12 protein-coding genes are annotated in these 13,512 nt (G+C 69.7%); 3 read left to right on the top strand and 9 right to left on the bottom strand.

All coding sequences use genetic code 11. The annotated features are described in order from the left end of the window. Nucleotides 1-119 precede the first annotated feature (119 nt). The 3 genes from Ari01nite_RS42445 to Ari01nite_RS42435 all read right to left on the bottom strand — a co-directional run bounded on the left by Ari01nite_RS42445 (nucleotide 120) and on the right by Ari01nite_RS42435 (nucleotide 1,744). Nucleotides 120-887 carry a rod shape-determining protein gene (locus Ari01nite_RS42445; protein ID WP_203789450.1) on the bottom strand — a complete coding sequence of 256 codons (768 nt, stop codon included), beginning with the start codon at nucleotides 885-887 and terminating at the stop codon, nucleotides 120-122. Between the two features lie 79 nt (nucleotides 888-966). Beyond that, nucleotides 967-1,296: a TraR/DksA family transcriptional regulator gene (locus Ari01nite_RS42440; protein WP_203789448.1), complete on the bottom strand. Its 330-nt coding sequence runs from the start codon at nucleotides 1,294-1,296 to the stop codon at nucleotides 967-969. 280 nt (nucleotides 1,297-1,576) lie between these two features. Continuing rightward, a complete protein-coding gene (locus Ari01nite_RS42435; RefSeq protein WP_203789446.1) occupies nucleotides 1,577-1,744 on the bottom strand; it encodes a hypothetical protein in 168 nt (55 codons plus the stop codon). A gap of 170 nt (nucleotides 1,745-1,914) precedes the next feature. Between Ari01nite_RS42435 and Ari01nite_RS42430 the strand changes: the two genes are divergently transcribed. The 3 genes from Ari01nite_RS42430 to ctaD all read left to right on the top strand — a co-directional run bounded on the left by Ari01nite_RS42430 (nucleotide 1,915) and on the right by ctaD (nucleotide 5,723). Beyond that, nucleotides 1,915-2,589, top strand: coding sequence for a CBS domain-containing protein (locus Ari01nite_RS42430; protein ID WP_203789444.1), 675 nt, complete (start codon nucleotides 1,915-1,917; stop codon nucleotides 2,587-2,589). Nucleotides 2,590-2,650: 61 nt separating this feature from the next. Beyond that, entirely contained in the window at nucleotides 2,651-3,892 is a 1,242-nt protein-coding gene (locus Ari01nite_RS42425; RefSeq protein ID WP_203789442.1) for a PucR family transcriptional regulator, read from the top strand. Between the two features lie 79 nt (nucleotides 3,893-3,971). Next, nucleotides 3,972-5,723, top strand: a complete 1,752-nt coding sequence (gene ctaD / locus Ari01nite_RS42420) for an aa3-type cytochrome oxidase subunit I (protein WP_203789440.1) — start codon at nucleotides 3,972-3,974, stop codon at nucleotides 5,721-5,723. A gap of 6 nt (nucleotides 5,724-5,729) precedes the next feature. Here the strand turns inward: ctaD and Ari01nite_RS42415 are convergent, their stop codons facing one another. From Ari01nite_RS42415 to Ari01nite_RS42390, 6 genes are all read right to left on the bottom strand, one after another. Further along, the gene (locus Ari01nite_RS42415; protein WP_203789438.1) at nucleotides 5,730-7,010 is read right to left on the bottom strand and encodes a TolB family protein; all 1,281 of its coding nucleotides are present in this window, start codon (nucleotides 7,008-7,010) and stop codon (nucleotides 5,730-5,732) included. A gap of 73 nt (nucleotides 7,011-7,083) precedes the next feature. Further along, entirely contained in the window at nucleotides 7,084-8,463 is a 1,380-nt protein-coding gene (locus tag Ari01nite_RS42410; protein ID WP_203789436.1) for a M14 family zinc carboxypeptidase, read from the bottom strand. Between the two features lie 74 nt (nucleotides 8,464-8,537). After that, the gene (locus Ari01nite_RS42405) at nucleotides 8,538-9,776 is read right to left on the bottom strand and encodes an ROK family transcriptional regulator (protein ID WP_203789434.1); all 1,239 of its coding nucleotides are present in this window, start codon (nucleotides 9,774-9,776) and stop codon (nucleotides 8,538-8,540) included. Then, nucleotides 9,776-10,699, bottom strand: a complete 924-nt coding sequence (locus tag Ari01nite_RS42400; RefSeq protein ID WP_203789432.1) for a carbohydrate ABC transporter permease — start codon at nucleotides 10,697-10,699, stop codon at nucleotides 9,776-9,778. Before Ari01nite_RS42400 ends, Ari01nite_RS42405 begins: the two co-directional genes overlap by 1 nt. Continuing rightward, entirely contained in the window at nucleotides 10,696-11,706 is a 1,011-nt protein-coding gene (locus Ari01nite_RS42395; protein ID WP_203789430.1) for an ABC transporter permease, read from the bottom strand. Before Ari01nite_RS42395 ends, Ari01nite_RS42400 begins: the two co-directional genes overlap by 4 nt. Next, nucleotides 11,703-13,379 (bottom strand): extracellular solute-binding protein, encoded by a 1,677-nt coding sequence (locus Ari01nite_RS42390; RefSeq protein WP_203789428.1) that lies wholly within the window; start codon nucleotides 13,377-13,379, stop codon nucleotides 11,703-11,705. Before Ari01nite_RS42390 ends, Ari01nite_RS42395 begins: the two co-directional genes overlap by 4 nt. Nucleotides 13,380-13,512 lie beyond the last annotated feature (133 nt).

The following is a 13,512-nucleotide window of genomic DNA, read 5'->3' as shown; positions in this document are numbered from 1 at the left end:
CACCCTCCGGGCCGGCCGAGCGACATCTGCGCCCACATTACGCTGCCGATATCAACGGTGACTGTGCCCGCGCAGGCACCGCTCGACCGGCGGGCCGGGACCGGACACCTCGAACGCCGTCAGGCCGGCCGCGCCCGTGCGGCCGGGTGCCGCAGCAGCGACATGGCGGCCAGGCCGGCGCCGTTGAGCGCGGCCGTGCGCGGCGCCGCGGCGCGATGCACGCGCAGGCGTAGGGCGGCGGACAGAGCCGCGGACAGGCCGGGATGGACGGCGCCGTCACCCACCAGCAGCATGCCGCGGGCCATCGCGGGCGCCAGGCCGGGCCCGGCCGGGGAACCGCGCAGCTGGTCGAGATGGCGCCCGACCACGTCGGTGATCAGCTCCAGGGTCGCGCCGCGGCTCAGGTCGCGGGTGCCCACCTCGGCTCGGCGGGCGGCGACGACCCGCCCGTGGTCGAGCAGCGCGGTCTCGGTCAGTTCGGCACCGAGGTCGGCGACCAGCAGCGTGCCCGCCGCCGCACCGGAGCCGATCGCCGCGGCCCGGACCGTGTCGATGAACACCAGGCGGCGGGGTTCGAAGACCGACTCGAGGACGTGCCGCATCGCGGCCTGTTCCGGTTCGCCGGCCTGCACCGGGCGGCACGCGGCGACCACTCCGCCGGGCGGCACCGGATCGCCGTAGCGGCGGATCAGCTGGGTGAGCAGGTTGATGCAACCGTCGGCGTCGACGACGCGGCCGCGTCGCATCAGCGAGCCCCGGGAGGCGAGGGCATCGCCGCACGGTCCGCTGACGGTGCCCCGGTGGGCCGCCCACACGCCGGCGGTGTGGCTGCCCAGGTCGACCGCGAGCGCGGTCGGCGGGGTGGATGAGACAAGGTTCACGGGCATGGTGCATCTATCCCCATCATTGCTGGGCTGCCGTACCGACAGACTCAATGCCGGTACGGCAGCCGGCGGTCGGACGCGGTCAGCCGTTCTGCTTCTGCTGGCACGGCACGCAGAACCGGGCGTGCGGCAGGACCTCGAGCCGCTCGGCCGGAATGGCGTCCTCGCACCCGGCGCACCGGCCGTAACTGCCCTCGGCGATGCGGCGCAGCGCACCGGTGATCTGCTCGAGGCTGTGCCGGGTGGCCGCCGTCAGCGCCGCCCGGTTGTGCGCCTCGCCGGGGTCGCCGGTGTCCGCCGAGATCTCGGTGAGCTCCTTGAGCCGGGCCGTCTGGACCGCGAACTCCTCGCTCAGCGATGCGCGCAACCCGGCGAACCGGCCCTGATCGGAAACCTCAGTCTCTACGCTCATGTCCCCTCCTGGAATCGTGCAGTGCCAACCTGCATGGGCAAAAAGAAAAGGGCCGAAGCTCGTACGGCTTCGCCCCTGGCGTCGTGGGTGAGATGAACCCGGACGCCGGTGGGCCGCGCCCCGCCGGCGCCGGGCTCGGCCGCCCCGGCACGATGCGGTGCACCGGCGGGAGGGCAGCACGAACCGCCGTCACCGCGGTGACGGAGTGCGAGCGGGAACTCACGGCCGGCATCGGACCACCATAGGTTGACCACCGGGCGGACGCCAACCATCGCCGAAATCAGCGGAGCTGATCCAACGGCGCCAGCTCGGCCGGCGTCTCGCCCTTGAGCACCGCCTGGGCGACGAGCTGGCCGGTGATCGGAGCGAGATGCCCCAGCGGCGGCCGGTGACGTACGACCCCGTTCGTTGCCGGTCCCCGGAAGTCGACGACGAATTCCGACGCCATGCCGGGCCCCGGTAACCTGGCCGCCTCGCCTTCGTTGCCGACAACCGGCAATGACGACCGGTCAAGGTGACCGGCGCAGGCCATGTCGGTCAGCGGGTCGTTCCGGCCACCATGAGAGGGAGAGAGAGCAGCTTGAACAGGCACCGTCGTGGTGCCGGAGGGGAATTGTCATGCGGCAGTCGACCGTACGCGATGTCATGACCGGCGAGGTGCTCACCGTCGCCTACGAGACCCCGCCTGCCGACGTCATCACGGCCATGACCAGCTACGACGTCAGCGCGGTGGCGGTGGTCGACCGCGACGACCAGGTCGTCGGTGTCGTCACCCGCACCGACGTGCTCAGCAACATCGACCTGCGCGCTCCGGACCGGCACTCGCGGCTGCCCTGGCGGCGGCCGATCGAGGGGCCGGCGTGGACCGTGCACTCGGCCGGGCAGATGATGAGCGCGCCGGCCATGACGGTCGAGCCGGACGCGACCCTCGCCGAGGCCGGCCGCCTGATGCTCCGCCAGGGGGTCAACCGCCTGCTGGTCGTCGGGCCGGGCCGGCGCCTGCTGGGTATCGTCACCGCCGGCGACCTGCTCAAGATTCACCAGCGTTCCGACGAGGTGATCCGGGCCGGCGTCCGCGAAGTTCTCGCGACCCTGCCGGTCCGCGACCTCGCGCTCGGCGTGTATGACGGTGTGACCACCGTCGCCGGCACCGTCCCGGACGCCCGCACCGCGACGCTCGTCCAGCGGCTGGTCCGCGACGTGCCCGGGGTAACCGCAGTCCGCAACGAGGTGACCGTCAAGGCGGCGGCGCCGGTCGCCGCCGGCCGGATATTCCAGACGGCCGCCAAATGACGCCGTCCCCGGTCCGGATCGGCGCTGCTGAACGCCGGCATCACCGGACGGAAGGGCACACGTGACAGGCAGCCGGGCACGCCGCAACCCGCGGCCGGCGGCGGCCGGCACCGACCAGCAGTGGCTTGCCGGGGTCGCCGCCGAGGCCAGCCGCGAGGCCGGCGGGGTGCCGGTGGCCCTGCTCGGCGACTACCTCCCGCTGTTGGCCGACGCCGCCACCACCGGGCGTAAACCCCAGCGCGCCGAGCTGGATGCGGTCGAGGCGCTCGGCCGGCAAGCCGCGGAACAGGGCATCTCGGCCGGCCGGGTGGTGCAGCTCTATCTGTCCGCCGCCCGCCGCCTGTGGCACGAGCTGCCCACCGTGGCCCGCAGCCGCGACAGCGAGGTCGTCCGGGCCGCTGCGGCGGCCGTACTGCAGGTCGTCGACGACGCCGTCGCGACGCTGGCCGAGGGGTACGCCGTCGCCCGCCGCGACCTGGTCCGCCGCGAGGAGACCCTGCGCCGGGAACTGATCGACGATCTTCTGCGCGGTGACTCCGATCTGGGCACCCTGGTCGACCGGGCCGAGCCGTTCGGTCTCGACCTCGCCCGCGTTCACCAGGTCGCGTTGGCCGCGCCGAGCCGGCGGTTGCCGGACACCGAGGCCGCGATCACCGCGCTCGAGGCGGTCATTTTCGATCGGCTCGGCGACCGCGATGTCCTCGTCGCCACCAAGGACGGGCGCCTCGTCGTTCTGGCGCCCGCCGACGCCGCCGGTCCGGTCACCGCACCACCCGGCCGCGACGGCACCGACGATCTTGGCTGGCTCATGCACGACCAGCTGCGCCGCCTGCCGCGCGGACGACCGTGGCGGATCGCCGTCGGCCGGCCGCACCCGGGGCTGTACGGCATCGCCCGTTCCTATGAGGAGGCCCGGGAGGCCATCACCATGGCGGCCCGCCTGCGCCTGCCCTCCGCCGTGGTCAGCGCCCGGGATCTGCTGATCTACCGGGTCCTGCTCCGCGACCAACCGGCCATTGTCGAGCTGGTCAACGCCGTCCTCAGTCCCCTGACCCGGGCCCGCGGTGGCGCCGAACCGCTGATCGCCACCCTGCAGACCTACTTCGACACCGGTGGGGTGGCCACCGACACCGCCAAACGTATCCACCTGTCCGTGCGGGCGGTCACCTACCGGCTCGACCGCATTCATGCCCTCACCGGCTACGATCCCGCCGACCCGGCGCACCGGTTCACGCTGCAGGCAGCGGTCCTCGGTGCGCGGGCTCTCAACTGGCCGGAACAGCCGCTGCCGGCATCCGCCTGACCGCGAGGGCTGCGGGGCGGCGTCGGTCGGCGTAGCGTCAAGGCCGGCCCGGTTTTCCCGTCACCCCCCGGGGGCTGCCATGACCGCCGTCGAGCCGAAACCCGTCGTCGCCCGTCCCTGGCCGGTAAGGCGCCAGGTGAGAGGCTCCGCGCTGGCGCGAACACTGCGCACCACCGATGCGAAGCAAATCGGGATCATGTATATGACCACGGCTTTCGCGTTCTTCATGGTCGGTGGCCTGATGGCGCTGCTCATGCGCGCCGAGCTCGCGCGGCCGGGCATGCAGATGCTCTCGCCCGAGCAGTACAACCAGATGTTCACCATGCACGGCACGATCATGTTGCTGTTCTTCGCGACGCCGATCGTGTTCGCGTTCGCCAACTTCGTGGTGCCCATCCAGATCGGCGCGCCGGATGTGGCGTTCCCGCGACTCAATTCGTTCGCGTACTGGCTCTATCTGTTCGGCGGCATCATCGCGATCGCGGCGTTCTTCACGCCGAGCGGCGCCGCGGACTTCGGCTGGACCGGATATACGCCGCTGAGCGACAGCGTCAACTCCCCCGGCGTCGGCGGCAACATGTGGGTGGTCGGGCTGGCGCTGTCCGGTCTGGGCACCATCCTCGGCGGGGTCAACATGATCACCACGATCCTGACCCTGCGCGCGCCCGGCATGACCATGTTCCGGATGCCGATCATGACGTGGAACATCCTGGTCACCAGCCTCCTGGTCATCCTGGTCTTCCCGTTCCTGGCCGCCACGCTGTTCGCCCTCGCCGCCGACCGGATCCTCGGCGCGCACGTGTTCGACCCGGCCACCAACGGCCCGATGCTGTGGCAGCACCTGTTCTGGTTCTTCGGCCATCCCGAGGTCTACGTCGTGGCGCTGCCGTTCTTCGGCATCATCACCGAGGTCATTCCGGTCTTCAGCCGCAAGCCGCTGTTCGGCTACAAGGGCCTGGTCGCCGCCACCTTGCTGATCGCCATGCTGTCGATGAGCGTGTGGGCGCACCACATGTTCGCCACCGGCCAGGTGCTGCTGCCGTTCTTCAGCTTCCTGAGCTATCTGATCGCGGTGCCCACCGGCATGAAGTTCTTCGTCTGGATCGGCACTATGTGGCGCGGCCAGATCAGCTTCGAGACGCCGATGATGTTCGCGCTCGGCTTCCTGGTGACCTTCCTGCTCGGCGGGCTCACCGGCGTCCTGCTCGCTTCGCCCCCGGTGGACTTCCACGTCCACGACAGCTACTTCGTGGTCGCCCACTTCCATTACGTCCTGTTCGGCACCATCGTGTTCGCAGTGTTCGCCGGCATCTATTTCTGGTTCCCCAAGATGTTCGGCCGGATGCTCGACGACCGCCTCGGCAAGCTGCATTTCTGGTTGACCTTCATCGGCTTCCACACCACATTCCTGGTGCAGCACTGGCTGGGCGCCGAGGGCATGCCCCGCCGCTACGCCGACTACCTGCCCGGGGACGGTTTCACCGTACTCAATTCGGTGTCCACCATCGGCTCCTTCATCCTCGGCGCCTCGACGCTGCCCTTCCTCTACAACGTCTGGAAGTCGTACCGATACGGACAGTTGGTCACCGTCGACGACCCCTGGGGTCACGGCAACTCGCTGGAGTGGGCCACCTCCAGCCCGCCGCCGCTGCGCAACTTCGACCGCATGCCCCGCATCCGCTCCGAGCGCCCGGCCTTCGACGCCAAGTTCCCGCATCTGGCCGCGGGTGGACAGTCGGAAGCCGGACCGCCAGAGGGCGGCGCCCGCCCCCTGACTGCCGAATCCACCGGCGGCGCCTCCTACCAGGAGGACCGCTCCGACGACCGGTGACGCCGGTTAGCCGGCATTGCGGTGCACGAACACGTCCGCCACGCCGTTCGTGTCACCGGTGACCAGGTTGGACGCGTACGAGCAAAAGGTGATGGAGCGGCCGTCGGCGCTGATCTGCGGCAGGCGGCTTTCGCCATTCGACTGGACGCCGGTGCGGGAGACGCTCACCCGCCTGGTGACGCCGGCCCGCAGGTCGCGGACGAACACGTCGTCGACGCCGTTGGTGTCGCCGGTGACCAGGTTTGCCGCGTTCGACATGAACGCGACGTAGCGGCCGTCCGCGCTGATCACCGAGAAGATGCTGTCGCCCGAGGTGCTGTCGGAGGTGCTGACCCAGGTGGTGGTGCCGGTGCGAAGGTCGCGGACGAACACGTCCCAGGTCTGGTCGTCGTGGCCGGGCGTCAAGTTCGTGGCGGTCGAGGAGAAGGTGACGTACCGGCCGTTCGCGCTGATCGTGGGTGCCGCCGCCCACGCGTTGGCCTGGGCGCCGGCGCTGGAGACGCTGATCCGGGTGGGTGCGGCGGCACCCAGGTCGCGGACGAAGACGTCCTCGATCCCGTTGGTGTCGTCCGGCACCAGGTTGGACGCGGCGGAGGCGAAGGTGACCCGGCGGCCGTCGGCGCTGATCGCCGCGCTGGAGCTGATGTTGTCGGCCTGCGAGCCGGTGGCCGAGACGTTGAGCCGGCGGGTGGTGCCGGTGCGCCGGTCCCGGACGAAGACGTCCGTCATGTCGTTGGTGTCGCCCGGGACCAGATCGGAGGCGTCCGACAGGAAGGTGACGTAGCGGCCGTCGGCGCTGATGTCCGGGTAAAAGCTGATCGCGTTGCCCGCGCTGACCCGGCTGGTGTTGCCGGCCCGGCGGTCGTGGACGAATATGTCGGCCACCCCGTTGGTGTCGCCCGGAACCAGCTCCGCGGAATATGACACGAAGGCGACAAAGCGACCGTCGGCGCTGATCGCCGGGTATCCGCCACCGGAACCTCGGCCGCCGTTGTTGGCGACGCTGACCCGGCTGGTGCGGCCGGTCCTCCGGTCCTGGACGAAGACGTCGGTGGACCGGTTGGTGTCGCCGGCCACCAGGTCGGACGCGTCCGACTCGAACGCGATGTACCGGCCGTCGGCGCTGATCGCCTGTTCGGCGCTCATGCCGTTGGCCTGCCGGCCGGCGCTGGACACGCTGACCCGATCGGTAGCCGGGCCGGCGTGAGCCGGTGCGGCCCGCACCGGCCCGGCCGCGGCACCGACAATGCCGATGAGGACAACCGCACCGAACGTGAGCTGACGCATGGTGATCTCCTTTGTGGTCGGACCATCACCAGTTAGTCATCACGCCTCCCGGTTTCGTTCACCACGACTTTTCTCATGAGGTGCGGTACGGAGCGCCGGCGATGCCCGCCACATACATCAGGACCGGCAGGTTGCGGTTGAAGTCCTGGGTGGTGCAGGAATACGCGGGCGTGAAGCTGTTGCAGCTCGCGGCCTCGATGGTGAAGCTGGCGATGCCGAGTTCGCCGTACGTCCAGTCGTCGGTGCCGCCCGCGGCGTTGTAGAGAATGTCTCCCGGCTGCCCGTTCCGGTAGCCGTTGAGGGTGCTCATCCGCTGCGCGATCGCCTGGAGGCCGGCCTCGTTCGGTGAGTTGCGGGTCGACCAGCCCCACGGATAGAGATTCATGCCCGCGTACGAGTGCATGGTGATCATCGCGCCCCGGGTGGTGACCGGCGCCGCGTCGGTGTCGGCCGGTCCACGCTGGTCGGCGAACAACTGGCGGAACAGGCGCTCGATGGCGACCGTCTCCGGTTCGCTGTCGGCCCGCGCGCCGGGATAGGTCTGCGCGCACGGGTTGGACGAGGTGCCGGCGGTGTTCCAGTGCGTGCCGGAGTTGCGGTTGAGGTCCACGCCGCCCTGGTTGGACGACGTCGGCGGGTTGGCGCAGTTGCCGCCCGCGCTCGTGTTCAGGTTTTTCCGCTGCAGGTAGGGCCGGGTGCCGCCCTGCTGAACGACGTCGACCCCGTCCGGGTTCGCGATCGGCACCACCCACACCTCGGTGCTGTCCAGCAGCGCGGTTACCGCCGCGTCGCTGCCGTAGCCGGTGGCCAGGTGGTCGATGAACCGCCAGGCGATGTCGCCGGTGACGATCTCGCGGGCGTGGATCTGCGTCATGAACAGGAACCGCGGCTTGGGCGCGTCCGGCGTCAGGGCACAGTCCCCGCTCGCCCGCTTGGTCAGGCAGATCGCCTTCAGGTCGTAGCCGGTGGCGGCGTTGCGCGTCTTGAGATACGAGTCGCCGTAGTCGACCACGGTGGCCAGGTCGGGGTGATCGGCCGCCACCTGGTCGAGGTGCGCGTGCTGCGCCCGGACGGTGCGGTAACCGCCGAAGTACGTCTCGTCGATGGCCGCCACCGTGGGCGCCGCCGCGTCCGGCACCAGTCGGGTCGACGGCGCCGCGCCGCCCATGGCGGCGAGCTTCTCGCTCACGATCGGCCGGAAGCCCGCGGCCCGCAGCCGCGCCGCGGTCGCGGCGTCACCGAGAACGAACAGGTCGTTGCCCGTGCGGTTCTCCAGGACGTCGTAGCCGTCGGTGAACAGCCGCTGCGCGGCGGCCGGGGATGCCGCGGCCACGCGATAGACGAACAGCGAGGAATCCTCCGCGGCCGCCTCCGGCGCCAGCGGGTTGGCGAGGACGAGTGCCCCGGCGGCCAGCAGGCTGGCCGCGGTGGCGGCCCAGCGACGTCGACTCATTGCCGTACCTCCATGCCGTCCGAGGTGATCCCGGGGCATCGATACTAGTCAATGATCGGTCAGGCTGGCATCGGTCAGGCTGGCAGACGTCCCGACTCGAGGTGGTCGAAAACCCGGGCGGCGGCGCCGAGCGCGGCCGACTCGGTGCCGAGGGTGGCCGGGGCGATGCGGCAGCCGCCGACCGGCACCGGGCCGGCGCTTTCCGCCAGGCCGGTCTGTATCGCGGGCGACAGCCAGGGCGTCAGCGGCGCGAAGTGTCCACCCATGATGATCAGCTCGGGGTCGGCCAGGTGGGCCAGCAGCGAGACGCCGCCACCGAGCCAGCGCCCGGTCTCGTCCAGCGCGTCCAGCGTGGCGACGTCCTTGGCCTCCGCGCGGCGGAGGATCTCCTGCGCGTACGGCAGCAGGTCGGCCCGGCTGAGGTCCTCGTTCGCGACCGGTAGCGCCCGCCGGATCAGGGCCGGCACGCCGGCCACCGCCTCCAGGCACCCGCGCCGGCCGCACTCGCAGTCGGGGCCGTCCTCGGTCAGCGGCAGGTGCGCGATCTGCGGGCCGTAGCCGCGGCTGCCCCGCAACGGCCGGCCGTCGACGACCACACTCGCGTCGATCCCGGTGCCGCCGGTCAGATAGACCAGGTTCGCCACCTCGGCGTACGGGCCGTAGCGCTGTTCGGCCAGCACCGCGAGGTTGGCCTCGTTCTCCACGGTGATCGGGTATCCGGGCTTGCGCAGTGCGGTCTCCAGCCGGCCGCGCAGGTCGATGTCGTGCCAGCCCAGCCCGGGCGAGCGCAGGATGGTGCCGTCCGGGTCGATGAGGCCGGGAACGCCGACGGTCAGGCCGAGCACCTGGCGTCCCCGGTTCCCGACCGCGGACGCCACCCGCTGGGCGAGCGCCGTGATCACCGCGACCGCGCGGCCGGTCGACTGCGCGTACTCGGCGAAGGATCGGCGCCAGGACAGCAGGACCACACCGGACAGGTCGACCGCCACCGCGGTGAGCTGGTCGGCCCCCACCGCGATGCCGACGGTCGCGTACACCTGCCCGTCCGGAACCAGCATGGTCACCGGCCGCCCGATGCGCCCGCCCACCGAGGTGGTCTCGCGCAGCAGCCCGCGCCGGATCAGCTCGGTGACGAGGCTGGAGACGGTGGCCTTGTTGAGACCGGTGGAGGCGACGATGTCGGCCCGGGAGCAGGGTGCCGCGCCGCGCACGTGGCGCAGCACGACACCCAGGTTGGCCGCTCGTACGTCCGCGGTGGTGGCCCGCTCGGGCGGCGGGCCGTTCCGGGCGGGATACTCGCCGAGACGGCTCATCAGCCCTTCACCGCGCCGATCAGCACACCCTTGATGAAGTGCCGCTGGATGAAGGGGTACACCGCCACGATCGGCAGGACCGTGAGGATCACGACCGCCATCTTGATCGCCTCGCTCGGCGGCATGGTGTTGCCGACGCTGCCGCCGGACGTGTTCGGTGCCTGCCCGGCCAGCAGGTAACTCTGCAGCACGCGCTGGATCGGGTACAGGTCGTTGCGGTCGATGAACAGCAGCGCGTCGAACCAGACGTTCCAGTAACCGACCGCGTAGAACAGGCCGATCACCGCGACCACGGCCTTGGACAGCGGCAGCACGATGCGCCACAGGATGCGGAACTCACCGGCTCCGTCGATCTTGGCGCTGTCCAGCAGCTCCTGCGGGATGCTCTGGAAGAAGCCGCGGATGACGACCAGGTTGAACACGCTGATCGCGGACGGGAGGATCAGCGCCCAGATGGTGTTCTTGAGACCGAGCCCGGTGACCACCAGGTACTTGGGCACGAGCGGCGGATAGATCAAGAACGGCAGGAGAAAGTACGCGAGAAGCCAGCGGTTGCCGAGGGTCTGCGGCCGGGACAGGCCGTACGCCGCCAGCACGGTGACGGTGAGCGCCACCGTCGTGCCGATGACCGTGACCATGGTGCTGATCCACAGCGCCCGGGTGACCGCTCCACCGGCGAAGATGGTCTCGTACGCCGAGAAGTCGATCCCCCGCGGAATGACCACGAAGCCGCCGGCGTCGGCGAGCATCTCGCGGGACGAGAGGCTCGTGATCAGGATTACCCACAGCGGGAAGAGCACGCTGAGCGCCAGCAGCGTGAGCACGATCCCCTTGAGGGTGCTGCCGATCCGGGTGGGCTGCTCTTCCCAGGACGACCGCTGGTTGCGGCGCTTGCGCGGCGTGGGGGCGATGGTAACGGTCATGATTTTGAGTAGATCCCTCGTTCGCCCATCGCGTGCGCCACCTTGTTGGCGATGAGGATCAGGCAGAGCCCGACCGCGGCCTTGAACAGACCGGCGGCGGCGCCGTAGCCGTAGTTGCCGGTAGCGATGGAGAAGTAGTAGACGAAGGTGTCCAGCACCTCGGACGCCTGCCGGCCGACCGCCTCGCGTTGCAGGATGAACTGCTCGAAGCCGACCGAGAGCGCATCACCGAGCCGCAGGATGAGCAGCAGGATGATGACCGGGCGCAGGCCGGGCAGTGTGATGTGCCACAACCGTCGCCACCGGCCCGCACCGTCGGCGGCGGCCGCCTCGTACAGGTTCTGGTCGATGGCGGAGAGCGCAGCCAGGAACACGATCGTGCCCCACCCGATGTCCTTCCACACCGCCTCGGCGGTGACCAGGATGATGAACGTGTCCGGGTTGGTCATGATGTTCCACGGCTGCATCCCGAGATCCCGCATGCTCTGCGCGAGCAGCCCGGCGCCGCCGAGCATCTGCACGAAGAACGTGATCACCAGCACCCAGCTGAAGAAGTGCGGCAGGTAGACCACGGTCTGGATGAAGCCACGCACCCGGCCGGAGATCAGGTTGTGCAGCATGATCGCCAGCACGATCGGCAGCGGGAAGAAGAACACCAGCTGGAACAGGGTGATCGTCAGCGTGTTGCGGAACGCGTCCCAGAACGCCGGGTCCTCGAACAGCAACTGGAACTGGCCGAACCCGATCCACTCACTGCTCAGGAACGCCTGCAACGGATTGCTGCCGGCGTACGGGTTGTAATCCTGGAACGCGATCACATTGCCCAGAATCGGCACATAGCTGAACACCAGCAGGATCACGAACCCGGGCGCGACCATGGCCAGCATCTGCCAGTCCCGCCGGAGACGATCCTTGAACGGCACACGCTTGCGCCGCTCCCGGGGCACCGGCCGAGCCGGCGCGGCAGAGCCGCGCTCGGCTACAGCGGTTTCCTGGGTGCTACTCACTTACCGGCCTCGGTAAGTGCCTTGGCCAGCAGCGCACGGGCCTCGTCGCCGCCGTTGGCCTTCCACTCGGTCACGATGGCGTCGACGTCGGTCAGCGGCCGGCGGCCGCGCAGCACGTCGGTGAACTTCTCCTCGGTGGGCACCGCGTTGGCCTTGTACTTGGCGGGCATCTCCAGCTTGAGCCCGTCCCACGGGTCCTTCTCCAGGTTCTTCACCATCTCGTTGGAGTAGGCCAGCAGGTCGTTCACGTAGTTCGGGGTGTCCGGGAAGGGCCCGATCGTGGGGTTGCGGCCGCTGATGAAGAAGTACTGGTTCGCAATCTCCTTGAAGGCCAGGTCGGTCTTGGTCGGGCCGCCCGGGGTCGCGGTGTGGTGCTTGCCCGCCACGCCGTAGTCGCGCAGCTGAGCCTCCTGGGAGCCGAGCGGCGCCGAGCACCAGTTGACGATGCGCAGCAGCTCCTCGACCCGCTCCTTGGGCAGGCCGGCCTTGATGAAGGTGTAAGAGATCGGCTCGTCGTCACCCCACACCAGCGGGTTGCCGCCACCGACCGCGAAGATCGGCACGGGCTGGATGTTCAGCTCCTTGTTGACCTTCTGGTGCTCGGCCTGCGCGCCCTGCCAGAAACCGACACCGGCCTGGTGGAAGATGATGGCGCCGTTGCGGGCGAACAGCTGGCTGGCGTCGGCGCCCTTGCTGGCGACGATGTCCGGGTGGATCAGGCCGTCCTTGTAGACCTTGGACATCACCTCGAGCGCGGCCTTGTACTCCGGGGTCTCGTACTTGAACTCGGGAGCACCGCTGGCGTTCAGACGCCAGCCGCCCTTGGAACCGGGCACCTTGTGGAACATCTGCACCATGGCGAAGATGTCGCTGAACGCCCACACCTTGTTCTTGGGGTCGGTGACCTCCTTGCCCATGGCGAGCAGCTCGTCCAGGCTCTTCGGGACGGTCAGGCCCTTCTTGTCGAGCAGGTCCTTGCGGGTGAACAGCGCCCACGGGAACGGACCGTCGGTCGGGTTCGGCACGGCGTACAGCCGCTCGTTCCAGACCGAGTTGCGCCACGACCCGGTCGGGAACGAGGCGAGCATCGGGTACTTGGCGACCGCGTCACCCTTGAGGTAATCGGTGAGGTCGGTGAACAGCACCTTGGTGGCGTCGGCGAACCTCGGGATCTTCTCGACCTCCCAGCTCGGCACGCACAGCAGGTCCGGCACGTCGCGCGCGCCGAACATCGCGTTCAGCTTGTCGGCATACGTGTTGCCGTCCTGGATGGTGAAGTTCACCGGGGTGCCCAGGTCGGCGTTGACGGCGTCGATGTACGCGCTCTTACCGATCCCGGGCGGGGCCGGGCCCCACGCCGGCGTCATCGCCCGGATCTCCTGCCCGCTGGTGCCCGGCTTCTCGGTGATCGCGTCGACCAGCGAGGTCGGGTACTTGGTGTAACCGTCCGGCACGGGGCGGGTACCGATGACGTCGGCCTTGATGCTCAGCGACAGGTCCTTGTGCGTGGGCAGCACCCCGGCGACCTTGTCGAGGTTCTGAGCCGTGCCGGAGGAGGTCGGCTTGGAGCTGCAACCGGCCAGGATCGGTCCGGCGGCGGCCGCTACGGCACCGAGGCCGACCAGCTCCAGGAAGGTCCGGCGCGACGTGCCGCCGGAGAAGCGGGAAGTCATATTTCTCCCATCAGGATGGTCTGGAATAGACGGCCGTCGCGGCGCTGGGGCACGCGTCGTCGACGGCGACGTGCGGGTCTCTCGCCGCTCACCGGACCGCGTGGACGTCGCATCCCGATAACCGGAGAAATCC

The organism is Paractinoplanes rishiriensis (genome assembly GCF_016862375.1).
GTDB classification, from domain to species: Bacteria; Actinomycetota; Actinomycetes; order Mycobacteriales; family Micromonosporaceae; genus Actinoplanes; species Actinoplanes rishiriensis.
The sequence above is the reverse complement of the archived record's forward strand: the minus strand, read 5'-3'. Positions and strand labels throughout refer to the sequence as shown.

Bases quoted from the DNA above. Each gene is read 5' to 3' on its own strand.
- Ari01nite_RS42445 (WP_203789450.1), bottom strand. From the start codon at position 887: ATGCCCGTGAACCTTGTCTCATCCACCCCGCCGACCGCGCTCGCGGTC.
- Ari01nite_RS42440 (WP_203789448.1), bottom strand. From the start codon at position 1,296: ATGAGCGTAGAGACTGAGGTTTCCGATCAGGGCCGGTTCGCCGGGTTG.
- Ari01nite_RS42435 (WP_203789446.1), bottom strand. From the start codon at position 1,744: ATGGCGTCGGAATTCGTCGTCGACTTCCGGGGACCGGCAACGAACGGG.
- Ari01nite_RS42430 (WP_203789444.1), top strand. From the start codon at position 1,915: ATGCGGCAGTCGACCGTACGCGATGTCATGACCGGCGAGGTGCTCACC.
- ctaD (WP_203789440.1), top strand. From the start codon at position 3,972: ATGACCGCCGTCGAGCCGAAACCCGTCGTCGCCCGTCCCTGGCCGGTA.
- Ari01nite_RS42415 (WP_203789438.1), bottom strand. From the start codon at position 7,010: ATGCGTCAGCTCACGTTCGGTGCGGTTGTCCTCATCGGCATTGTCGGT.
- Ari01nite_RS42410 (WP_203789436.1), bottom strand. From the start codon at position 8,463: ATGAGTCGACGTCGCTGGGCCGCCACCGCGGCCAGCCTGCTGGCCGCC.
- Ari01nite_RS42405 (WP_203789434.1), bottom strand. From the start codon at position 9,776: ATGAGCCGTCTCGGCGAGTATCCCGCCCGGAACGGCCCGCCGCCCGAG.
- Ari01nite_RS42400 (WP_203789432.1), bottom strand. From the start codon at position 10,699: ATGACCGTTACCATCGCCCCCACGCCGCGCAAGCGCCGCAACCAGCGG.
- Ari01nite_RS42390 (WP_203789428.1), bottom strand. From the start codon at position 13,379: ATGACTTCCCGCTTCTCCGGCGGCACGTCGCGCCGGACCTTCCTGGAG.